24 protein-coding genes and 1 pseudogene are annotated in these 21200 nt (G+C 63.1%); 18 read left to right on the top strand and 7 right to left on the bottom strand.

The window, feature by feature from the left end:
- Window positions 1–33 precede the first annotated feature (33 nt).
- Complete coding sequence (locus AC04SI_RS23330) at window positions 34–1008, bottom strand: alpha/beta hydrolase (RefSeq protein WP_404282626.1); 975 nt, start codon at window positions 1006–1008, stop codon at window positions 34–36.
- A gap of 134 nt (window positions 1009–1142) precedes the next feature.
- Window positions 1143–1964, bottom strand: a complete 822-nt coding sequence (locus tag AC04SI_RS23325; protein ID WP_192181192.1) for an SDR family oxidoreductase — start codon at window positions 1962–1964, stop codon at window positions 1143–1145.
- Window positions 1965–2187: 223 nt separating this feature from the next.
- On the opposite strand from AC04SI_RS23325, the gene AC04SI_RS23320 reads away from it, so the two are divergent.
- The 8 genes from AC04SI_RS23320 (at window position 2188) to AC04SI_RS23285 (ending at window position 7554) form a co-directional block, all read left to right on the top strand.
- Complete coding sequence (locus tag AC04SI_RS23320; RefSeq protein WP_488474956.1) at window positions 2188–3222, top strand: cysteine synthase A; 1035 nt, start codon at window positions 2188–2190, stop codon at window positions 3220–3222.
- Window positions 3222–3965, top strand: coding sequence for an alanyl-tRNA editing protein (locus tag AC04SI_RS23315; protein WP_404282629.1), 744 nt, complete (start codon window positions 3222–3224; stop codon window positions 3963–3965). The genes AC04SI_RS23320 and AC04SI_RS23315 overlap by 1 nt, the downstream gene beginning before the upstream one ends.
- Before the next feature lie 37 nt (window positions 3966–4002).
- Window positions 4003–4854 carry a 3-mercaptopyruvate sulfurtransferase gene (gene sseA, locus AC04SI_RS23310; protein ID WP_404282630.1) on the top strand — a complete coding sequence of 284 codons (852 nt, stop codon included), beginning with the start codon at window positions 4003–4005 and terminating at the stop codon, window positions 4852–4854.
- Window positions 4855–4859: 5 nt separating this feature from the next.
- Entirely contained in the window at window positions 4860–5423 is a 564-nt protein-coding gene (locus AC04SI_RS23305) for a GNAT family N-acetyltransferase (protein WP_404282632.1), read from the top strand.
- A gap of 108 nt (window positions 5424–5531) precedes the next feature.
- Window positions 5532–6089: an OmpA family protein gene (locus AC04SI_RS23300; RefSeq protein ID WP_404282634.1), complete on the top strand. Its 558-nt coding sequence runs from the start codon at window positions 5532–5534 to the stop codon at window positions 6087–6089.
- Between the two features lie 112 nt (window positions 6090–6201).
- Window positions 6202–6903 carry a 4-hydroxy-tetrahydrodipicolinate reductase gene (gene dapB / locus AC04SI_RS23295; RefSeq protein ID WP_404282636.1) on the top strand — a complete coding sequence of 234 codons (702 nt, stop codon included), beginning with the start codon at window positions 6202–6204 and terminating at the stop codon, window positions 6901–6903.
- Complete coding sequence (locus tag AC04SI_RS23290) at window positions 6818–7009, top strand: hypothetical protein (protein ID WP_488474955.1); 192 nt, start codon at window positions 6818–6820, stop codon at window positions 7007–7009. Before dapB ends, AC04SI_RS23290 begins: the two co-directional genes overlap by 86 nt.
- A gap of 77 nt (window positions 7010–7086) precedes the next feature.
- Entirely contained in the window at window positions 7087–7554 is a 468-nt protein-coding gene (locus AC04SI_RS23285; RefSeq protein ID WP_488474954.1) for a DUF1203 domain-containing protein, read from the top strand.
- 420 nt (window positions 7555–7974) lie between these two features.
- On the opposite strand, the gene ald is transcribed toward AC04SI_RS23285, so the two are convergent.
- Complete coding sequence (gene ald, locus AC04SI_RS23280; protein WP_404282641.1) at window positions 7975–9090, bottom strand: alanine dehydrogenase; 1116 nt, start codon at window positions 9088–9090, stop codon at window positions 7975–7977.
- Window positions 9091–9248: 158 nt separating this feature from the next.
- On the opposite strand from ald, the gene AC04SI_RS23275 reads away from it, so the two are divergent.
- Entirely contained in the window at window positions 9249–9722 is a 474-nt protein-coding gene (locus AC04SI_RS23275) for an Lrp/AsnC family transcriptional regulator (RefSeq protein WP_006205413.1), read from the top strand.
- Window positions 9723–9862: 140 nt separating this feature from the next.
- On the opposite strand, the gene AC04SI_RS23270 is transcribed toward AC04SI_RS23275, so the two are convergent.
- Complete coding sequence (locus AC04SI_RS23270; protein ID WP_404282644.1) at window positions 9863–10525, bottom strand: 5-formyltetrahydrofolate cyclo-ligase; 663 nt, start codon at window positions 10523–10525, stop codon at window positions 9863–9865.
- Window positions 10526–10699: 174 nt separating this feature from the next.
- Between AC04SI_RS23270 and AC04SI_RS23265 the strand changes: the two are divergent.
- Together AC04SI_RS23265 and AC04SI_RS23260 are read left to right on the top strand one after the other, a co-directional pair.
- Window positions 10700–11967 (top strand): annotated as a pseudogene (locus tag AC04SI_RS23265) (NAD(P)/FAD-dependent oxidoreductase).
- A 141-nt stretch (window positions 11968–12108) separates the two neighbouring features.
- Window positions 12109–14088, top strand: a complete 1980-nt coding sequence (locus AC04SI_RS23260; protein ID WP_404282649.1) for a bifunctional 2',3'-cyclic-nucleotide 2'-phosphodiesterase/3'-nucleotidase — start codon at window positions 12109–12111, stop codon at window positions 14086–14088.
- Window positions 14089–14112: 24 nt separating this feature from the next.
- Here the strand turns inward: AC04SI_RS23260 and AC04SI_RS23255 are convergent, their stop codons facing one another.
- Both AC04SI_RS23255 and AC04SI_RS23250 read right to left on the bottom strand, forming a co-directional pair.
- Window positions 14113–14406, bottom strand: a complete 294-nt coding sequence (locus AC04SI_RS23255) for a hypothetical protein (RefSeq protein WP_404282651.1) — start codon at window positions 14404–14406, stop codon at window positions 14113–14115.
- Window positions 14407–14661: 255 nt separating this feature from the next.
- Window positions 14662–15933: a class I SAM-dependent methyltransferase gene (locus tag AC04SI_RS23250; protein ID WP_404282653.1), complete on the bottom strand. Its 1272-nt coding sequence runs from the start codon at window positions 15931–15933 to the stop codon at window positions 14662–14664.
- A gap of 335 nt (window positions 15934–16268) precedes the next feature.
- On the opposite strand from AC04SI_RS23250, the gene AC04SI_RS23245 reads away from it, so the two are divergent.
- The 6 genes from AC04SI_RS23245 to AC04SI_RS23220 all read left to right on the top strand — a co-directional run bounded on the left by AC04SI_RS23245 (window position 16269) and on the right by AC04SI_RS23220 (window position 19517).
- Window positions 16269–16403, top strand: a complete 135-nt coding sequence (locus AC04SI_RS23245) for a hypothetical protein (protein WP_404282655.1) — start codon at window positions 16269–16271, stop codon at window positions 16401–16403.
- Window positions 16404–16503: 100 nt separating this feature from the next.
- The gene (locus AC04SI_RS23240) at window positions 16504–16791 is read left to right on the top strand and encodes a Dabb family protein (protein WP_404282657.1); all 288 of its coding nucleotides are present in this window, start codon (window positions 16504–16506) and stop codon (window positions 16789–16791) included.
- A 290-nt stretch (window positions 16792–17081) separates the two neighbouring features.
- Window positions 17082–17960 (top strand): VOC family protein, encoded by an 879-nt coding sequence (locus AC04SI_RS23235; protein ID WP_404282659.1) that lies wholly within the window; start codon window positions 17082–17084, stop codon window positions 17958–17960.
- Window positions 17957–18787 (top strand): 3-deoxy-8-phosphooctulonate synthase, encoded by an 831-nt coding sequence (kdsA, locus tag AC04SI_RS23230; RefSeq protein ID WP_404282661.1) that lies wholly within the window; start codon window positions 17957–17959, stop codon window positions 18785–18787. Before AC04SI_RS23235 ends, kdsA begins: the two co-directional genes overlap by 4 nt.
- 73 nt (window positions 18788–18860) lie before the next feature.
- Window positions 18861–19064, top strand: a complete 204-nt coding sequence (locus tag AC04SI_RS23225) for a dodecin family protein (protein ID WP_404282663.1) — start codon at window positions 18861–18863, stop codon at window positions 19062–19064.
- 87 nt (window positions 19065–19151) lie between these two features.
- Window positions 19152–19517, top strand: coding sequence for a PRC-barrel domain-containing protein (locus AC04SI_RS23220; RefSeq protein ID WP_404282665.1), 366 nt, complete (start codon window positions 19152–19154; stop codon window positions 19515–19517).
- 68 nt (window positions 19518–19585) lie between these two features.
- On the opposite strand, the gene AC04SI_RS23215 is transcribed toward AC04SI_RS23220, so the two are convergent.
- Window positions 19586–19708 carry a hypothetical protein gene (locus AC04SI_RS23215; RefSeq protein WP_281034914.1) on the bottom strand — a complete coding sequence of 41 codons (123 nt, stop codon included), beginning with the start codon at window positions 19706–19708 and terminating at the stop codon, window positions 19586–19588.
- Between the two features lie 199 nt (window positions 19709–19907).
- Between AC04SI_RS23215 and eno the strand changes: the two genes are divergently transcribed.
- On the top strand, window positions 19908–21182 hold the full coding sequence (gene eno / locus AC04SI_RS23210; protein ID WP_404282667.1) for a phosphopyruvate hydratase: 1275 nt from the start codon (window positions 19908–19910) through the stop codon (window positions 21180–21182).
- Window positions 21183–21200 lie beyond the last annotated feature (18 nt).

Here is a 21200-nt window from a genome sequence, read left to right as displayed (position 1 = left end):
AGCGATGCTTCGGTCGCCCTTTTCGTTTCGGGTCTATTCCGTGAGCGCCTTGACCCAGACGACGATGCGTTGTGCCAGGAAGGTCGTGGTCGATGGCGACAGCGCGTCGCCGGCAATGACGTGGTTGTCCTGGTCGCCGGTGTCGTCGACCGGCACCAGTTCGTGGGCGGCGCCCCAGCGTCCGGCGATCTCGCGCGTGCGGTCGGGCCGCACCACTTTGTCCGAGTCCGAAAAGATGAACAAAGCCGGGATGGCCGCCTTCTCCACCGGCGCGCCGTAGGCAAGCTCCACCAGCGCCTCCATCGGCAGCGTCGCCGCCATCGGATATTTGTAGGTCCAGAATTTTTCGTGCAACGCATTGCGCGTCGGGAAACTGCGCTCCTTGCCGCCGACGAGTTCGGCGATCTGCTTGCCCCACGGCATGGTCAGGATCTCGGCACCGGAAGCCTTGACGCCAAAGTTGGGCGAGATGAATGCGATCGCGGCAACGCCGTCCGAGGCATCCGGCTGCGTCGCCGCCCAGGCCGCCAGCGAGCCGCCGGTCGAGGTGGCAATGACGATCACCTTGTCGCCGATCGCCCGGCCGATGGCGAGCGCTTCCTCATAGTCGTTGATCCAGGCATTGACGCTGCCCTGCGCCATCGCGGCGCTGTCCTGACCATGGCCGGTGAGACGGGTGTAGAAGAGGTTGGCGTCGAGCTGGTCGGCCACGTCATCGGGCAGCGGACGGACCTCGCCCTTCGACGCCGAAAACCCATGGATGTAGACGATCGCCAGCTTTGTCCTGGCGTGAACCATCGGGTCGACCCAGATGATCTCCTTTTCCAGCCCGTCGCGGATATTGGGGACGGCGGCCTCTTCGCGCGCCAGATAGGCCTGCGGATCGTCGCCGATCCCCTTGGGATCGAAGCGGATCGTGGTGTCGACGGGAACGCGCGGGCCAAGCACGAAGGCCATGACAAGAACGACGGCGAGGCCCAACACCGCAAGCACGATCCGCCGCCCCATTAACAGACTCCACGCAATAATTCTCAACCTATGGGCGCGACTGCAAACAGGCAACGGGGAGCTGTGGACGACGCGGTCGCCACTAGTGGACGGCCAGCCGCCACTTGTGGACGACGCGGCCGCGCTGACGATCGCTATTCGCCGGGCGGCTTGCGGTCGAAATTGAGCGGTCGGGCCATCCAGGCGGTCGTCAGGCCGATCACCCAGCGCCCGACCGGCCGCGGCAGCAGACCGAGCAGTTTTAGAGGCCAGCTTATGTGGTAGGGAAAGGTGACTTCGAAGCCGCCGGATCTGATGCCACGCGCCATGCGGCGCGAAGCGCGATGTACAGGCATCAGACCAGGCATCGGCAGCATGTTCTTTTCCGTCAGCGGCGTGTCGACAAAGCCCGGGTTAATCACCTGGACGCGAATGTTCATCTTGTCGAAATCGTACTTCAGCGACTCGGCCAGGATGTTGATGGCTGCCTTGGTGCCGCCATAGGCGGCGGTGGTCGGCCAGCCGGAATAAGCCGTCACCGATCCGACAAGCACAACATGGCCGCGCGAACGCACGCGCATGTGTTCGACGACGGGCACCAGGCCGTTGAGGATGCCGAAATAGTTGACCTCGAAGGACCGCCGGAAATCCCGTACGATCAGGTCTTCGCCAGGGGTGGCGATGTAGTTCCCCGCGTTGAATACGGCCAGCACGATCGGGCCGAGATCCTTTTCGATTGCCGCGACCGTCGCTGCCATGCGCTGCTCGTCGGTGACGTCGCAAGGAAAGGAGGTGACGCGGCCTGGCATCTGCGCCGTTTCGACGAGCAGCGTGTCGACCGGATCGCAGTCCAGTGCGGTCACGGCAACGGCATAGCCTTGCGCCGCGAGGTCCTTGGCCAATGCGCGGCCGATGCCGCTGCTGCCGCCGGTGATCCAGGCGACACCGTGCTTCGGGTTGGCCCGATAGAGAGTCATGCTGCGCCCTGTGAATGTGTCGATAGTGCTCTAGCGGCGGATAAATCGAATGAAAAGAGCGCTTTTCGCGCGATGTGGAAATGAACATTTTGACAACACATCCGTTTTGAGACGCATCCTGGCAATTGCGGTGCCCGAAATGCCGCTAGTCCAGGCAAATTCTTGCCTTGAAACCGAAGCTTCGGGTTTCTAGGGTCTCGCCGCACCTACACAAGGAATCTCCATGCATCGTTCTGTGATCGAAGCGATTGGCAACACGCCCCTGATCCGCCTCAACAAGGCGTCGGAAGCAACCGGTTGCGAGATCCTGGGCAAGGCCGAATTCATGAATCCGGGTCAGTCGGTCAAGGACCGGGCCGGCCTGTTCATCATCCGCGACGCCGAACAGCGCGGGCTTCTGAAGCCGGGCGGCGTCATCGTCGAGGGAACGGCCGGCAACACCGGTATCGGCCTGACGCTGGTCGCCAAGGCGCTCGGTTATCGCACCGTGATCGTCATCCCGGACACGCAGAGCCAGGAGAAGAAGGACACGATCAAAATGCTCGGTGGCGAGCTGATCGAGGTGCCGGCAGTGCCTTACAAGAACCCCAACAATTACGTGAGGCTCTCGGGGCGCCTGGCCGAGCAGATGGCGCGTTCGGAGCCGAACGGCGCGATCTGGGCCAACCAGTTCGACAACGTCGCCAACCGCGACGGCCATATCCGCACCACAGCGCAGGAAATCTGGGCCCAGACCGGCGGCAAGGTCGATGGCTTTGTGTCGGCTGTCGGGTCCGGCGGGACGCTGGCCGGCGTTGGCCTGGGGCTGAAGGCCAAAAGCAACGACGTCAAGATCGTGCTCGCCGATCCGCTGGGCGCGGCACTCTACAGTTTCTACACCAGTGGCGAATTGAAGTCCGAGGGCAGCTCGATCACCGAAGGCATCGGCCAGGGGCGTATCACCGCCAACCTCGAAGGCTTCACGCCGGATTTCTCGTTCCAGATTCCGGATGAGGAAGCGTTGCCGATCGTCTTCGACCTGATCCAGGAAGAAGGCCTGTGTGTCGGCGGCTCGACCGGCATCAACATTGCCGGCGCCATCCGGCTGGCGCGCGAACTGGGTCCCGGCCATACCATCGTCACCCTCCTTTGCGACTACGGCACGCGCTACCAGTCGAAGCTGTTCAACCCTGAGTTCCTGCGCGGGAAAGGACTGCCGGCGCCGGGCTGGATGGACGACCAGAGCAAGATCTCGGTGCCGTTCGAAAAGGTCGCGTGATGGCACACCAGACCGAAGCGCTGTTTCGCGACGACGCCTATCTGAAGACGACTGATGCCACGGTCGTCGCTATCAACGAGCGCGGTGGCATCATCCTCGACCGGACGATCTTCTATGCGACGTCGGGCGGCCAGCCGGGCGACACCGGTGCGCTGGAGCGCGCCGACGGCAGCCGCATCGCCGTTGCCGCCACCATCACCGGCGAGACCAAGGACGAGATCATCCATGTACCGTCGCCCGAGCAGGCGGTTCCCGGTATCGGCGAGCGGCTGAAGCTCGCCATTGACTGGGAGCGACGGCACCTTCTGATGCGCATGCATGCCGCCTGCCATTTGCTCACCGTTGTCTGTCCGTACCCGATCACGGGTGCCGCGGTTTCCGAGGACGACAGCCGCGTCGACTTTGACATTCCGGATGCCGGTTTCACCAAGGAGGACGTGACGGCGGGGCTGATGGAGTTGGTGCGCGCCGACCATCCGATCTTCACCCGGCTGATCACCGACGAGGAACTGGCGGCCAATCCCGGCCTGGTGAAATCCAAGAATGTGCGGCCGCCCGTCGGCACCGGCAGGATCCGCCTGGTCTGCATCGGCGAGAATGCCTCGATCGACAGTCAGCCTTGTGGCGGCACGCATGTGAAGAGCACAGGCGAAGTCGGCGAGATCCATATCGGCAAGATCGAAAAGAAAGGCCGCGAGAACCGGCGCTTCCGTATACGCTTCGGGCCTATGCCGGCGATCTGAAGGTCAGGTGCCGCCACAGGCGAGCAGGAGAAAAAGAATGGCCGAGGATAGTCCTTTCATCGTCGACGCGGACTGGCTGCAGCAGCGCCTCGGGGAGCCGGGCCTGACGATCATCGATGCTTCGTGGTACCTGCCAGCGCAGAAGCGCGACCCGCGCGTCGAATATGAGGCGGCGCATATTCCGGGTGCACGGTTTCTCGACCAGGATGCGATCTCGGACCCGGAGTCCGGCCTGCCGCATACGCTGCCGTCGCCGCAGAATTTCGCGCAATATGTTGGCAGCATGGGCGTTTCGGCCGACGATACGATCGTGGTCTATGACGGCCCCGGCTATTTTTCGGCCCCACGCGGCTGGTGGATGTTCCGGGTCATGGGCGTGTTCCAGGTCTACGTCCTGAGCGGCGGCTTCGACCGCTGGAAGGCGGAGGGTCGCCCAGTGACGGCGGAGCAGACCAAGATCGCAGCTTGCATCTTCCACGCCGATTTCGACGCAAGCCGTGTCGTCAGCCTCGCCGAGATGCGCAGCATCGTCGACAAACGAGAAAGCCAGATCGCCGACGCGCGCTCCGCCGGCCGTTTCGCCGGTACCGAGCCTGAACCTCGTGCCGGCGTCCGTTCAGGCCATATGCCTGGCGCGCGCAATGTCCCGGTTGCAGCCCTTGCCGAGAACGGCGAATTGCTGCCCAGGGATCGCCTGCGCAAGGTGATCGAGGATGCCGGCATCGATCTGTCGAAGCCGGTCGTCACGTCGTGCGGCTCGGGCATCACGGCGGCGGCGATCACGCTGGCGCTGGAGACGCTTGGCCATACCGACAACAGGCTTTACGACGGCTCATGGACCGAATGGGGCGGGCTTGGCGATACGCCGGTGGTGACGGGCAAGGAATGACGGCGATGGAAAACGGAGCGCTGGAAGACATCGACGTCACGGTGACGTTTCTCGAAATGCATGTACCGCCGGCCTATTCGCCTCCGGTGCCGTACAACCGCCAGATCGCGCTGCTGAAGGTCAAGGATATTCCGCTGCATTTCTACCGCTATTTGATGGATCGGGTGGGGCGGAAATGGCACTGGGTCAACGTGCTGAGGCTGAACGATGAGGAGCTTTCGGCCGGCCTGCATCGCGAAGACCGCGACATCAGGGTGCTTTATCTCGACGGTGCGCCGGCCGGTTTCTTCGACCTCAAACCGCATCTGCCGGAAGAAGTCGAGCTCGCCTATTTCGGCATGATGGAGCACGCCACCGGCCAAGGCATCGGCCGCTGGTTCCTGGGCGCGGCGATCGCCGCTGCGTGGTCGCATGGGCCGAAGCGGGTGACGGTGCAGACCTGCACGCTCGACCATCCCGCGGCCCTGCCGCTCTACCAGAAACTCGGCTTTGCGCCGGTGGCGCAAAAGAAGGAGATCGTGCATCCGATGACCTTCGCCGAGCGTTCGGCCAGTGTCATGCGGCCTTAGCTTCTCCCTAAGCTGAACCTACCGTTCATCCGCGCTTCAGACTGTCTTTGCCATGGTGCCTTCAGCATCAATGCGCCCATCACAGAGCGGCGCCGAAGGAGAAGAGACATGCTGACCCGACGCACATTTGCCGTGGCGATGATTGCGGCATTTGCCATGCCGAGCCTGGCATCCGCTCAGGCGACGACACCGTCCGCCGCGACGATCGAACGCCAGCTTGAAGCGCCACCCAAGGTGAAGCTGCGCCCCAACCAGCGCGTCACCATCCGCGAGTTCAAGCGGCGGCCGGATCTCAGGCGCATGGCGCGCTCGATCGACATCCAGTCGATCAATTTCGCCTTCGGCTCGGCCGCCATTTCCAGTTCGCAATACGGCAAGATCGAAAACATCGCCAACGCGCTCGAGCGCATCCTGCGCCGCGATCCTCGCGCCCGGGTGCTGATCGAAGGCCATACCGACGCTGTCGGTTCCTTCCAGTCGAACCAGATCCTGTCCGAACAGCGTGCCGCCTCGCTGAAACGGACGCTGGTGCGCGAATTCGGCGTGCCGGGTCGTGCGCTGGATACCGTTGGTTATGGCGAGGAGTTCCTGCTGGTGCCGACGCAGAACGAGAACTGGCGCAATCGCCGGGTGACGCTGCGCCGCTTCGACGATTTCATCCGCTGAGCCTGACCAGAATTTTGGAGCAATACTGCAAAGAGCCCGGCTTGAACGAGCCGGGCTCTTTGCATAACGCTGATCGTCCAGGGGCCAATGGTGATGGCGAAAGGATCGGATGATGGCGATACGGGTGGTTTTGGCAGGCGCGACCGGCTGGGTCGGTAGGGCGTTGGTGCCGGCGATCGCGGCGCAGGCCGACATGGTGCTCTCCGGTGCGGTGTCGCGCAGCGGTGCGGGGCAAGATTCCGGCCTGCTGGTTGGCGTGCCAGCCAATGGCGTGATCGCGTCCGCCACGCTGGCGCAGGCGCTGCAGGCGCCATCCGACGTGCTGGTCGATTACACCAAGCCGGATGTGGTGAAGGACCACGTGCTGCTCGCCATCGAGAAGGGACGGCATGTGGTGATCGGCACGTCCGGGCTCGGAGCCGCCGACTATGCCGACATCGATGCGGCGGCGCGTGCCAACCGGGTCGGCGTCATCGCGGCCGGCAATTTTTCGATCACCGCCACGCTGATGAAGCGTTTTGCGCTGATGGCGGCGAAATATGTGCCTGATGTCGAGGTCATCGACTATGCCAGCGCCAGGAAGCCGGATGCGCCGTCGGGCACGGCGCGCGAACTGGCGGAAGCGCTGGCTGATGTCCGCAAGGCATCCACCGCGCGGCCGGTGTCGGAGGTCTCTGGCATGCCGGGAACACGCGGTGCTGCTGTCGGCGTGGGCGAGGGGGGTGCAGGTGCATGCGCCGCGTCTGCCGTCCTACATACTGTCCTGCGAGGCGCTGTTCGGCCTGCCCGACGAGCGGCTGACCATCCGCCATGATGCGGGTTCGTCCGCAGCGCCCTATGTCGCCGGTACGCTGCTTGCTGTCCGGCGGGTGCAGGAAGTCACCGGGCTGGTGCGTGGCCTCGATGCGCTGATGGACTGATCCGCCTTGGCAGGAATCGGGTGGGAAGCGGTTTCTCGGCAGCATAATTTCCGGTCAACGACACCGGAGATTTTGCCATGACCATCCAGTTCAAAGCTCTGCCGACGGAAGATGTGAGAGCCCTGCAGCGCGGTGGACCTGACGCTTACGGCCACACGCCAGAGCGGAGCATCTCCGACGGCGACGGCGTGCCGTGCCGGCATTGCCTGAAGAACGTCGCCGCCGGCGATGCCTATCTGATCCTGGCCTACCGGCCGTTTCCGGAACTGCAGCCTTACGCCGAGACCGGGCCGATCTTCCTGCATGCGCAGGAATGCGAGCGTGCCGACGAGGCCGAGGCACTCCCCGATATGCTCGAAAGCAGCGACTATATCGTGCGCGGCTATGGCAGCGACGACCGCATCGTCTATGGCAGCGGCGGCGTCATCCCGACGACCGCCATCGCGGCACGCGCCGAGGCGCTGTTCGAGCGCCACGACATCGCTTACGTCCACGTCCGCTCGGCGCGCAACAATTGCTACCAGTGCCGGATCGATCGCGGCTGACGGTGCGCAAAAAGATGCCCGCCGATAGTCTGGCGGGCAGTTGGGAAAAATAGTCGCGACAGAAGCTGTGGCCGAAGCCGCCGGCAAGCTTGGTATTCGCCGGCGTCTGGGAGCGGCTCGAGCCGTCAGGGAACGACACCTGTGTAGGCATAGTTTTCGAACGCCGAATGTGAAGTGCTTCACACAGGGCGTATTTGATCATGGCGGGGCGAAAGATGGTGACGACTGTCGCACTCCCGTCGCATAAGAGCGCTAAAAGGTAGTCGTCGATCGATTGCCGACCGCGGATGAACCGGCGGCATATCTCGACATCGAGGAAGCGGGGCTTTGGCTCCGCTTTTTTGTTATTTGAATTCCACGCAAAGAAAAAACCCGCCGGGATGAGCCGGCGGGCGACAGGAGGAATTCTTTGCCCGGGTATCAGGCGGCGAGCACGGCCTTCGGCTCGACCAGTTCGTAGCCGAGCGCTTCGGCGACGGCACGGTTGGTGATCTTGCCCTTGTGGACGTTGAGGCCATTGCGCAGATGGTGGTCGTCGACCAGCGCCTTCAAGCCCTTGTCGGCGAGCTGCAGGCCATAGTGCAGCGTGGCGTTGTTGAGCGCGTGCGCCGAGGTGACCGGCACCGCGCCCGGCATGTTGGCGACGCAGTAATGGATGACGCCGTCGACCTCGTAGGTCGGCTCGGCATGGGTGGTGGCGTGCGAGGTCTCGAAGCAGCCGCCCTGGTCGATGGCGACGTCGACCAGCACCGAACCCTTCTGCATGCCGGAGAGCATTTCACGCGTCACCAGCTTGGGCGCGGCGGCACCCGGGATCAGCACGGCGCCGACGACGATGTCGGCCGAGAAGCATTCTTCTTCCAGCGCCTCGACGGTCGAGTAGCGGGTATGGACGCGGCCGGCGAACAGGTCGTCGAGCTGGCGCAGGCGCGGGATGGAGCGGTCGATGATGGTGACGTCCGCGCCAAGGCCGACCGCCATCCTGGCGGCATGCAGGCCGACGACGCCGCCGCCAAGCACGGTGACCTTGCCGGGCAGAACGCCGGGCACGCCGCCGAGCAGCACGCCGCGGCCGCCATTGGCCTTCTGCAGCGCTGTGGCGCCGGCCTGGATCGACAGGCGGCCGGCGACTTCCGACATCGGCGCCAGCAGCGGCAGGCCGCCGCGGTCGTCGGTCACGGTCTCGTAGGCGATTGCCGTGACGCCGGAGCCGAGCAGGCCCTTGGTCTGCTCCGGATCCGGAGCCAGGTGGAGATAGGTGTAGAGGATCTGGCCGTCGCGCAGCTGGACCCACTCGTTGGGTTGCGGCTCCTTGACCTTGACGATCATGTCCGACTTGGCGAACACGTCGGCCGCCGTCTTGGCGATTGTAGCGCCGGCGGCGCGGTAGGCGTTATCGTCGGCGCCGATACCGGCACCGGCGCCGGTCTCGACCAGCACTTCATGGCCATGCGCGACATATTCGCGGACCGAGCCCGGCGTCAGGCCGACGCGGTACTCGTGGTTCTTGATTTCCTTGGGGCAGCCGACGCGCATTTTCTTCTCCTGATCCGGCCCTTTTGAGGGCGCGTTCCCTGTATGAAGTGAGTGAACCACGAATCGTTGCGCAGGTGTTTGCGAATGCGCTTGCGCTGACCTGCGCGTTTCGATAATCGTTGCGCTAAATATCAGGATCTTCGAAGGAATCCCGAAGAATGCCGCTCGACAGGATTGATATCGCCATTCTGGAGACTTTGCAGAAGGATGGCCGGATACCCAACGCCGCGCTTGCCGAGAAGGTCGGCCTGTCGCAGTCGGCCTGTTCGCGGCGGCTGGACAATCTGGAGAAATCCGGAACCATCCGCGGCTACCACGCGCGGCTCTCCAATGCCGCACTGGGCCACCAGATGACGGCGATCGTGCATATATCGCTGTCGGGGCAATTCGAGAAGACGCTGTCGGATTTCGAAGCCGCGATCAAGCGCTGCCCGAACGTGCTTTCCTGCCACCTGATGTCAGGCGAGTACGACTACATCCTGCGCATCGCAGCCAAGGATCTCGTCGACTATGAGCGCATCCACAAGGAATGGCTGTCGGCCATGCCGCATGTGACGAAGATCAATTCATCCTTCGCCCTGCGCGAGATCGTCGACAGGACGACAGTGGGGCTGAGACCGGAAATGGCTTAGGCTGTATTGATATTCAGGTGATGCCGGCCTGCAAATGCTGGTTTCCTGCGCTTCCGGTGCTCACGTACTTTAAGTACGCTCCGCTCCGGTTCTCGGAAACCACCATTTTCGACTCGGCCTGACCTGAATCTCAACACATCCTAGCTAGCCTTGAAAGCCTCCGTCACCACCCGGTCCATCGGGATGTCATGCGGTTGCGGGTAGATGGTGGCGATGCGCTGCAGTTCGTAGCCGACGCCGATGACCAAAGGCTTGAACGGCATCGCGGCAAGCGTGCGGTCGAAGAAGCCGCCGCCGTAGCCCAGGCGATAGTTTTGGGGATCGATGCCGACGATCGGCGAGATGACGATGTCCGGCAGCACCGGATCGCCTTCGGCCGGGATCGGGATGTTCCAGACACCTTTCTCCAGCCGGTCGCCAGGGACATAGGCGCGAAAGACCAGCGGCTGTCCCTTCTCGATCACGACGGGCAGCGCCGTGCGGCCGCCGCGCTCGTTGATGGACGCCATCCATGGGCGCAAATCCGGCTCGCCGCGAAACGGCCAGTATAGGCTGACCAGACGGCCGGCAATGTCGCCGATCATGGCGTCGAGGCCTTCGGCGATGCGCTGCGACATCGCCATGCGTGTGTCTGCGGAAACCGCCAGCCGGGCCGCGATCAGCCGCTCGCGCTCGGCCTTGCGCCAGCGCCGCACATCGGTCCAGTCGGTGAGAGGAGCGCGGAATTCCGGATCGAGTTCGTGCATGAAGCAGGGCGGCGAGGAATACTGCGCCGGACCTTCGCCGTCACGATCGTTAGCCATGCTTCACTTCACTCCCCGTCATCCAGTCCGGTGAGGCTATACCCGGCATGAGCCGGCCGGCATGTGCATTCACGACATCGAGCGGCGGCTCCCGGGCAGGCTAGGCATTGTTGCAGTGCACAAAAATCCCTATATCCAAGCCGGTGAATTTACGCGCTCATGGGGGTGAATGAGATGAACGAAGCCAGCCATCATGTCGTCGTTGTCGGCGCGGGGTTCGGCGGCCTCGAATTCACCCGCGCGCTGTCAGGTGTGCCGGTGCGCCTCACCATGATCGACAAGCGCAACCACCATCTTTTCCAGCCCTTGCTCTATCAGGTGGCGACCACGGCGCTGGCGACTTCGGAGGTTGCCTGGCCGATCCGCCATCTCTTGCGCAAGCGCAAGGACGTGACGACGCTGCTCGCCAATGTCAGTGGCGTCGACCGCGCCGGCAAGCGCGTGATGCTCGACGACGGCAGCGCGGTCGCCTACGACACGCTGGTACTCGCCACCGGCGCCCGCCACGCCTATTTCGGCCATGACGAATGGGAGCCTTTTGCGCCTGGGCTGAAGACGCTCGAGGACGCAACCACCATTCGGCGGCGCATCCTTCTGGCCTTCGAGCAGGCCGAGCGGGAAACCGATCCGGAGAAGCGCAAGGCGTTTTTGACGCTGGCGATCGTCGGTGGCGGGCCGACCGGCGTGGAACTGGAACCGGCACCATTGCCGAGCTCGCGCGCGACACGCTGCGCGGCGAGTTCCGCAACATCGACACGCGCCAGACGCGCGTGGTGCTGATCGAGGCCGGCGACCGCATCCTTGCCAATTTCGCGCCTGAACTTTCCGACTATGCCAGGAAGGCGCTCGAGCGCCTTGGCGTCGAGGTGGAACTTGGCCGCGCGGTGACACGCTGCGACGCCGAGGGCGTCGTCTTCGGCGACACAGTCCTGCCGGCCCGGACAATCCTGTGGGCGGCAGGCGTTGCCGCTTCGCCGGTCGCCGAATGGCTGGGGGCGGCTGCGGACCGGGCGGGCAGGGTGCTCGTCGAGCCCGACCTGACGGTGCCGGGCAGCCCGGAGATCTTCGTCATCGGCGACGCAGCGCATGTGTTGCGGCCGGATGGTAAGCCGGTGCCGGGCGTGGCGCCGGCCGCCAAGCAGGCAGGCTGGCATGTCGCCGCGACGATCAAGGCACGGCTTGCCGGCAACGCGACGCCGCGGCCGTTCCGCTACAAGCATGACGGCGATCTGGCGACGATCGGCAAGCGTGCCGCGGCGATCGATTTCGGCTGGATCAAGCTTACCGGCCGGCCCGCCTGGTGGCTGTGGGGCATCGCCCACATCTATTTCCTGATCGGCTTTCGCAACCGGCTGGCGGTTTCGCTTAGCTGGCTATGGATTTATGCGACCGGCCAGCGCAGTGCGCGGCTGATCACCCAGGGCGACGACGACAAGGGCTGACCTTGCCTGGTGGGAAGGCCGTTTCATCCGCCCGTCACCTTTTGCTGATCGACTGGATTCCAGATGGACATAGGCGGATTTCGGGGCGAAGCTTTCGCTTCGGGGGTAGGGCTTGTCGCACTGTCGAAACAGGAAAAAACAATGTCCCAACTGCTTCACCCTGTCTCCCGCCGTTCGCTGTTGGCGGGCGCCGCCGCAACCGGGGCGCTGATCATGCTGCACCCGTTCTCAGCCCGCGCTCAGGCCAACCAGGCGCATCTCAGGATCATGGAGACGACCGACATCCATGTGAACGTGCTGCCCTATGATTACTACGCCGACAAAGCAAACGACACGATGGGCCTGTCACGCACGGCTTCTCTGATCGATGCCGTGCGCAAGGAAGCGGTCAACTCGATGCTGATCGACAATGGCGACCTGCTGCAGGGCAACCCGATGGGCGACTACATCGCCTATGAGAAGGGCATGCAGGACGGCGACCTGCATCCGATCATGAAAGGCATGAACCTGCTCGGTTACGAATGCTCGACGCTCGGCAACCACGAGTTCAACTACGGCCTGTCGTTCCTGGACAAAGTGCTGGCCGGCGCCAATTTCCCGTTCGTCTGCGCCAACCTGATCCGCGGCACCCAGCTCGCCACCAATCCGCGCGACGACAAGCTCTACCTCAAGCCGTACGTGATCCTCGACAGGAAGATCAAGGATGGCTCCGGCGCCGAACAGCCGATCAAGATCGGCATCATCGGCTTCGTGCCGCCGCAGATCATGGTCTGGGATCTGAAAAACCTCGAAGGCAACGTCAAGACGCGCGATATCGTCGACGCGGCCAGGGCCTGGGTGCCTGAAATCAAGGAGCAGGGCGCCGACATCGTGATTGCGCTTTCGCATTCCGGCATCGATGTCAAGCAAGGCGACATGATGGAAAACGCTTCCTTCTTCGTCGCCGGCGTCGAAGGTATCGACGCCGTGTTCACCGGCCACCAGCATCTCGTCTTCCCCGGCAAGAAGGACTTTCAATCGCTCGAGGCCGTCGACACCGAAAAGGGCACGCTGCAGGGCAAGCCTGCCGTGATGGGCGGGTTCTGGGGTTCGCATATGGGCCTGATCGATCTTTTGCTGGAGCGCGACGGCTCGAAATGGCGGGTCGTTTCGGCGACGTCGGAGGCGCGGCCGATCTACGAGCGGGTCGACAACAAGAACAAGGCGACAGTCAGCGACGACAAGCGCATCATCGCGGCGCTGGAGCAGGATCATGAGGCGACGCTCGCCTATGTGCGCCGTCCGGTCGGCAAGACGTCGGCGCCGCTCTATTCCTATTTCGCTTTAGTCGCCGACGATCCGTCGGTGCAGATCGTCAACCAGGCGCAGAGCTGGTATCTCAAGGACATATTGAAGAGCACGCAGTGGAAGGACGTGCCGTTGCTGTCGGCCGCGGCTCCCTTCAAGGCCGGTGGGCGCAGCGGCGCCGACTACTATACCGACGTTCCCGTGGGCGACATCGCCATCAAGAATGTCGCCGACCTCTATCTCTACCCGAACACCGTGCGAGCCGTCGAAATCACCGGCGCGCAAGTCAAGGAATGGCTGGAGATGTCGGCCGGCATCTTCAACCGGATCGAGGCGGGCAAAGCGGACGAGCCGCTGATCAATACCGATTTCCCGTCCTACAATTTCGACGTGATCGACGGCGTCAGCTACAAGATCGACCTGTCACAGCCGCCGAAATACGATGCCAAGGGTGGTCTGGCGAATGCCGGATCGAACCGCATCGTCGATCTGATGTTCGACGGCAAGCCAATTGATCCCGCAGCGAAATTCGTCGTTGCGACCAACAATTACCGCGCCGGCGGCGGTGGCAATTTCCCCGGCATCAATGCCTCGAAGATCATCTATGAGGCGCCGGACACCAACCGCGACGTGATCGTGCGCTACATCATCAGCGAAGGCACGATAAACCCATCCGCCGACGACAACTGGTCGTTCGCGCCGCTGACTGGAACCAGCGTCGTGTTCGAGACCGGACCCAAGGCGAAGGATTTTATCGCTGAAGTGAAGTCGCTGAAGATCGAGCCCGCAGCCGAGGGCGAGGCAGGTTTTGCCAAATACCGCATCGCACTTTGAAGCAGCGCTCAGCCGGCGGCCAGTCTAGGGCGAGCCGGTCGCGGGAGCGGTGACCGGTCCAGGGAACGCGGGCTCGATGGAAGCGCCCAGCGGATCGTTGGGAACGGTCAAGGCCGTCATCCCTTTTGGGTGATGGATCGCCGGGATGGACGATGTCGGCGTGTTGTTGATGAGGTCGCTGATTCCAGGTGTGAGGGTCGCGGTCGTGTTCGCACCCAACGGGTCGTTGGTGACTGTGGGGATGGATGATTTCGCCTGAGCTGCGGTTGCCGATATCACGGCAAGCAACAGCCCGGCGGCGGTCTGGGTTCGGTTCAAGGAAGCCTCCTGTTGCCAAGGATGCTCCGCGCTCGTTTGACATGATGCAGTGCCGAGCGGCGGACAGCAGGAAACGCCCGGCGTCCGATCGCGGTTTCATCACCTTCGCATGAGCAATCCGTGCTCATGCGACCACCGCCCTCCTAGAGCGGTTCACCGTTTCACGGAAACGCAGAACCGCTCTATCCTATTGTTTTAACGCAGTTCCGGACGGAAAACCGCTAACGCACTTTTCCTGGAATTGCTCTAGCCGCATCAGGCTTTGTAGACCACCTGGCGGACGTCGATGTAGCTGGCGCGGAAGCCGGCTTCGCAATAGTGCAGGTAGAATTCCCAGAGCTTCTTGAAGCGGTCGTCGAAACCGAGCGGGACGATCTTTTCCCAGGATCCCCAGAAACGCTGGCGCCATTCGGCGAGCGTGCGGGCATAGTCGTCCGGGAAGACGCGCTCGCGCAGATGGGCGAGGCCATGATCTCTCCCCAGCGATTTCAGGATCGACGGCGTCGGCAGCATGCCGCCCGGAAACACATAGCGCTGGATGAAGTCCGGGCGGGCGCGATAGGTGTCGTAGGCATCCTCGTTGATGGTGATGATCTGCAGGCCCGCCGTGCCGCAGGGTCTCAGGCAGGCCTTCATCTTGGCGAAGAACACCGGCCAGTATTTTTCGCCGACCGCCTCGAACATCTCGATCGAGGCAATGCGGTCATAGGTGCCGATCTCGTCGCGATAGTCCTGCAGCTTGATGTCGACCTTGTCGGCAAGCCCGGCCTTGTGGATGCGCGCCCTGGCGAAATCGTGCTGCTCGCGGCTGATGGTCAGGCCGGTGACGCGGCAGCCGATCTCGCGCGCGGCGAATTCGGCAAAGCCGCCCCAGCCGCAGCCTATTTCGAGCACATGGTCCTTTTTGCCGATGCCGGTGTCCTTGGCCAGCGCGCGGTATTTGGCGGCTTGCGCGCTTTCCAAATCGTTGGCGCCGGTCGCGTAAAGCGCCGACGAATAGGTCATGCTCGGGTCCAGCCATTGCTTGTAAAAGGCATTGCCGAGATCGTAATGCGCCGAAATGTTGCGCTTCGAGCCGGTGCGGGTGTTGTCGTTGAACCAGTGACGGATGCGCTGGACGGTGTTGATCAGCCAGCTGGCGCCGCCGGCGACACGTTCGCCGATGGCCGAGTTGACCACGAACAGTTCCAGGAAACTGGTGACGTCAGGGCTTTCCCAATCGCCGTCCATGTAGGATTCGGCGACGCCGATCGTGCCGCCGGAAAAGGCGCGGCCGGGCAGGCGCCAGTTCTTCAGCACCAGTTCGGCGTCGGGGCCGGGCGCCTTGCCGCCGACGAGCACAGCGCGGCCGTCCGGCATCCTGACCTTGAGCGAGCCGCGCGGCAGGTTCATGGCGGCCGACAGGACCATGCGTGCCTTGGCCGGCAGCCCCTTGACGATCTCGGCGAAGTTAAGCTCGTCGAGCTTTACCGCCTCGCCGAAAGCCATGCCGCTCAGGCCACCGCTCTTGTGTTCGCTGCAGGTCATGTCACGCCCCTGAACTTCCGCAGAGCTGGCGCAATATGCCGGCTCCCACCCTCTTGCGGTTCCTTCGCCAGGCTCGAACTCCGCTCCCCGATCTCGGCAGCTGGCCGATTCGGCAGCGGGCGGGCTCGAATGAAAACGCGCCCCTCAAGGGTTTTCGCGCTTCCCTGTGAATTCCCACGACAATCTTCCACGTCATCAACGGGAACTTCAAGAGGCAAGCGGCAAGCACCGCAGTGCCAGGCAACCGAATCCGGCGTTGCGAAAATCCGCTGGAGAGTGTCCGTGGCGATCGGAATCGCTATGGTTGCGCCTACCCATATGCGTTAGTTTTAGCCATGCGCTATGTAATCGTGATCATCACCTTCACCTTCTTCCTAATCTGGGACGGCCTCTACAATCAAGGCGCCTACCTCGACTATACGGTCAGGGAGATGTCGCGCATCGTGCGCTACGTCACCGGCGCGGCCTAATTCCGCCCGCATTCCAAAGGATCTGGCGCGACATCGTTGCCGGTTGACGCGACGGCTGCGCTCGCACAAAACACCCGCGCATACCGATCAGGAGGTTTTGTTGATCCGGCATATCGTTTTCTTCAGCGCCCGGCGCAAAGAGGATGTGGAAGCCGTGCGCGACGGATTGATGGCGCTGGGCAAGATCCCGCATTCCAGCCTCTTCGAAGTGACCCTCAACACCAAGGTCGATCCGCTGTCGGATGCGATCGACGTGGTCGTCTATGCCGAATTCGAAGATGATGCCGCACTCGCCGCCTACAAGGCGCATCCGCTCTACGCCGAGACGACCAGCCGGGTCAAACCATTGCGCGAATTGCGTTATTCGGCCGACGTCGTGGCGGCCTGAGCGAATTTCGGCTGCAGGCAATGCCCTCGAGGGCAAGGGATGAACGGTTTCATTCCGTCTGGACGGCGGAAGTCTCGGCCGGGTCGACGCCCGGCCTCGTGCTCAGCACCAGCGCGGCGACAACCACGATCGCCGCAACCGCCATTGCCGTAAGGACGATTCTCTTCATGGTTGTGAGCTAGGGTTGCTTCCCGGTGACTGCAAGTGCGATCAAGGACGGCAACCGATGCCGAGGCGGCACAAGGTGAGGCTCTTGAACCAGCCTTGGGAATGATGCACACCGCACCCGCATGACCAAAACGCCCGCGGCTCACCCGCTCGATCACCTTGTGCTGCCGACCGCAAGCCTCGATGTCGCGCGGGCGCGGCTTGTCTCGCTCGGCTTTGTCGTGGCGCCGACCGGCATCCATCCGTTCGGCACGGAAAATTGCTGCGTCTTCTTCGCCGACGGCACCTATCTGGAGCCGCTCGCGATCGGCAATGGACAGACTGCGGCGAGCGCGATCGCCGAGGGCAATGTGTTCGTCGCGCGCGACCGTCTCTATCGCGACAGCCTTGGCAATGAAGGGTTCAGCGCCTTGGTCTTCGGAACGACAGACGCCGATGCGGATCACGCACGCTACGTCGAAGCCGGCCTGTCGGCGGGAGACGAGCTGAGCTTTTCGCGGGCCTTCACCGATGCGAGCGGCAAGAGCGATACCGCGTCCTTCAAGCTGGCCTTCGCTGCACGCGACGTGGCCACGAACGCGTTCCTGTTCGCCTGCGAACGGATCAATGCGCCGAAAATCGATCGCACTGCGCTGCAAGCCCATGCCAATGGCGTCACCGGTATTGTCGAGATTGTGGCGGTCAGCGATCGGCCCGCCGGGCAACGCCGGCTGATCTCGATCGCCGCCGGCTCGGCGAACAAGAATGACGATGTGTTCGAGTTGCCGAATGCAACGCTGACCATCCTGCACCCTGCCACGTTTGCCACCCGCTTCGGAATTCCGGCCAGCGCGCCGTCGCAACTTCGGTTTGCGGCGATCGTCCTTTCGGTCGGCAGTGCCGACACCGTGGCAAGGCTGCTTGCAGCCGGGTCTGTCGAACACAACATACGCGGCAATGAAATTGTCGTGCCGCCGGCGCCCGGGCAGGGCGCGGCCTTTATTTTCCGGGAGACCCCATGAGCAAGCCCAATTCGTCGGTAACCGTCGGCAAGGTCGTGTTCGCCAACACAGCGCCGCTGTCGCTGATCGCCGGACCGTGCCAGCTTGAATCGCGCCAGCATGCTTTCGACATGGCCGGGGCGCTCAAGGAACTGACGCAAAAGCTCGGCATCGGGCTCGTCTACAAGACCAGCTACGACAAGGCCAACCGCACGTCGCTCGGCGGCACGCGCGGCGCTGGGCTCGAGGCTGCGCTGCCGGTGTTCGACGATCTGCGCAAGGAATTCTCGCTGCCAATTCTGACCGACATCCATACCGAGGAGCAGTGCGCGCTAGTCGCGCCGCATGTCGACATCCTGCAGATACCGGCCTTCCTGTCGCGGCAGACCGATCTGCTGATCGCCGCAGCCAAGACCGGCAAGGTGGTCAATGTGAAGAAGGGCCAGTTCCTGGCGCCATGGGACATGAAGAACGTCGTCGCCAAGGTGACGGGATCCGGCAACGCCAATGTGCTGGTCACCGAGCGCGGCGCCTCGTTCGGCTACAACACGCTGGTGTCCGACATGCGCGCCTTGCCGATCATGGCCGAGATCGGCGCGCCGGTGATTTTCGACGCTACGCATTCGGTGCAGCAGCCGGGCGGGCAGGGCGGCTCCAGCGGTGGCGACCGCCGCTTCGTCGAGACCTTGGCGCGCGCGGCGGTCGCGGTCGGTGTTGCCGGTGTGTTCATCGAGACGCATCGGGATCCCGACAATGCTCCGTCGGACGGCCCCAACATGGTGCCGCTCAAGGATCTGCCGGCGCTGCTCGAAAGGTTGATGGCGTTCGACCGAGTCGCCAAGGGCTAGCACCCGCGCTTGTCGTCTGCTGGGGTCAGTTGTAGGCTTGCCCTGCAACTGAGCGTCTTGGCAGGAGGAAGCCATGTCCGTCGCCCGCGTTACCGAGATCACATCGTCGTCCAAGAAGAGCTTTCAGGACGCTATCGAAATGGGGATTGCGCGCGCCGCAAAGACCCTCAAGAACGTCGAGGGCGCCTGGATCCAGGACCAGAAGATCGACGTCGTCGACGGCAAGATCGCCGCTTACCGGGTCAATATGAAGGTCACGTTCATTCTCGCCGATTAGCCTTCCATCGCCGAAGAAAAGTCTGGAACCTTCGTTAGCGCCCCTCATTGTCAATGCATAGTGGCAGAGACAGAAGAGGAGCACATCATGACAACCCAGACGGGACACACTGAAGCCATTGCCGCTTCGCGGGTCATCGGCACGTCGGTCTACAACACCGAAGGCACGAACATCGGCAGCATTGAGGACGTCATGCTCGACAAGACCTCGAACGGCATCATGTTCGCGGTCATCGGCTTTGGCGGATTTCTCGGCATCGGCGAGAAATATCACGCCATCCCATGGGCAAGCCTCGACTATGACGAGGACAAGGGCGGCTATGTCGTGCCGTTCTCCAAGGAACAGCTGAAATCCGCACCTGCCTATTCGATCAACGAACTGACGGGCAGTGACGGCGAACTGGCGCGCGATGCGTCATACGACTACTACAAGGTCGCCCCCTACTGGCACTGACCGGCTGGTCAGCCCAGCTGGAATCGAAAGGGCCCCCGCATGGCGGGGGCCCTTTTCTGCGGAGAAAGCTACTCCGCTGCGTTGAGGGTCGACAATTGCACCGCGCCCTGCGGTGGCTTCTGACTGTCGCACGATGTCAGGAACGCCGCCGCGATCAGGAACAAACTCACGATACCGCTCAACTGGGACATGGCGAAACTCCTCCTGTTTCGCCCCGCGCGGGAGAATCATAGACCAGAAACCGGTTTGCCGCGCATGACTTATGATGACAGAAATTTGCGCTTCGTGAATCGACGCAGCGGCACTATTTGCGAGCCGCCCGATTGCCTTTTGCAGCGCTTTGGCTAAGAGGGGCGCGACGCTTCAATCGATCAATCGGGGACATCGCAAATGACCGCCATCATCGACATTGTCGGGCGTGAAATCCTGGACAGCCGTGGAAATCCGACCGTCGAGGTCGACGTGGTGCTGGAAGATGGCTCGATGGGCCGCGCTGCCGTGCCGTCTGGCGCTTCGACCGGCGCCCATGAGGCGGTCGAGTTGCGCGACGGCGGCCCCCGTTATCTCGGCAAGGGCGTGCTCAAGGCGGTCGAGGCCGTCAACGGCGAGCTGTTCGAGGCGATCGGCGGCATGGAAGCCGAAAACCAGATCCATATCGACCAGACCATGATCGAGCTCGACGGCACGCCCAACAAGAGCCGGCTTGGCGCCAACGCCATACTCGGCGTGTCGCTGGCGGTCGCCAAGGCTGCGGCCGAAGCGGCCGGCCTGCCGCTCTACCGCTATGTCGGCGGCGCCAAGGCGCATGTGCTGCCGGTGCCGATGATGAACATCATCAATGGCGGCGCCCATGCCGACAATCCGATCGACTTCCAGGAATTCATGATCCTGCCGATCGGCGCGCCGACGCTACGCGACGGCGTGCGCTGGGGTTCGGAGATCTTCCACACGCTGCGCAAGAAGCTGAAGGATGCCGGCCACAATACCAATGTCGGCGACGAGGGCGGCTTTGCCCCGAACCTGAAGAGCGCGCCGTCGGCGCTCGATTTCATCATGGAATCGATCGAGCAGGCCGGCTTCAAACCGGGCGAGGACGTGGCGCTTGGCCTCGACTGCGCGGCGACCGAATTCTTCAAGGACGGCAACTACGTCTATGAAGGCGAGAAGAAGACCCGCGATCCGAAGGCGCAGGCCAAGTACCTGGCCAAACTCGCCGCCGACTATCCGATCATCTCGATCGAGGACGGCCTGGCCGAGGACGACTGGGAAGGCTGGAAGATACTGACCGACCTCATCGGCAAAAAGACCCAGCTGGTCGGCGACGATCTGTTCGTTACCAACACGGCGCGGTTGCGCGACGGCATCCGCATGGGCGTCGCCAATTCGATCCTGGTCAAGGTCAATCAGATCGGCTCGCTGACCGAGACGCTCGATGCGGTCGAGACCGCGCACAAGGCCGCCTACACCGCCGTCATGTCGCACCGCTCGGGCGAAACCGAGGACTCGACCATCGCTGACCTCGCGGTCGCCACCAATTGCGGGCAGATCAAGACCGGCTCGCTGTCGCGCTCCGACCGCATGGCCAAATACAACCAGCTGATCCGCATCGAGGAAGAACTCGGCAAGCAGGCGCGCTATGCCGGCAAGTCGATCGTGAAAAGCTGATCCGGGACCATATCCGGG

This window comes from Mesorhizobium sp. CNPSo 4689 (assembly GCF_057784325.1).
The sequence above is the reverse complement of the archived record's forward strand: the minus strand, read 5'-3'. Positions and strand labels throughout refer to the sequence as shown.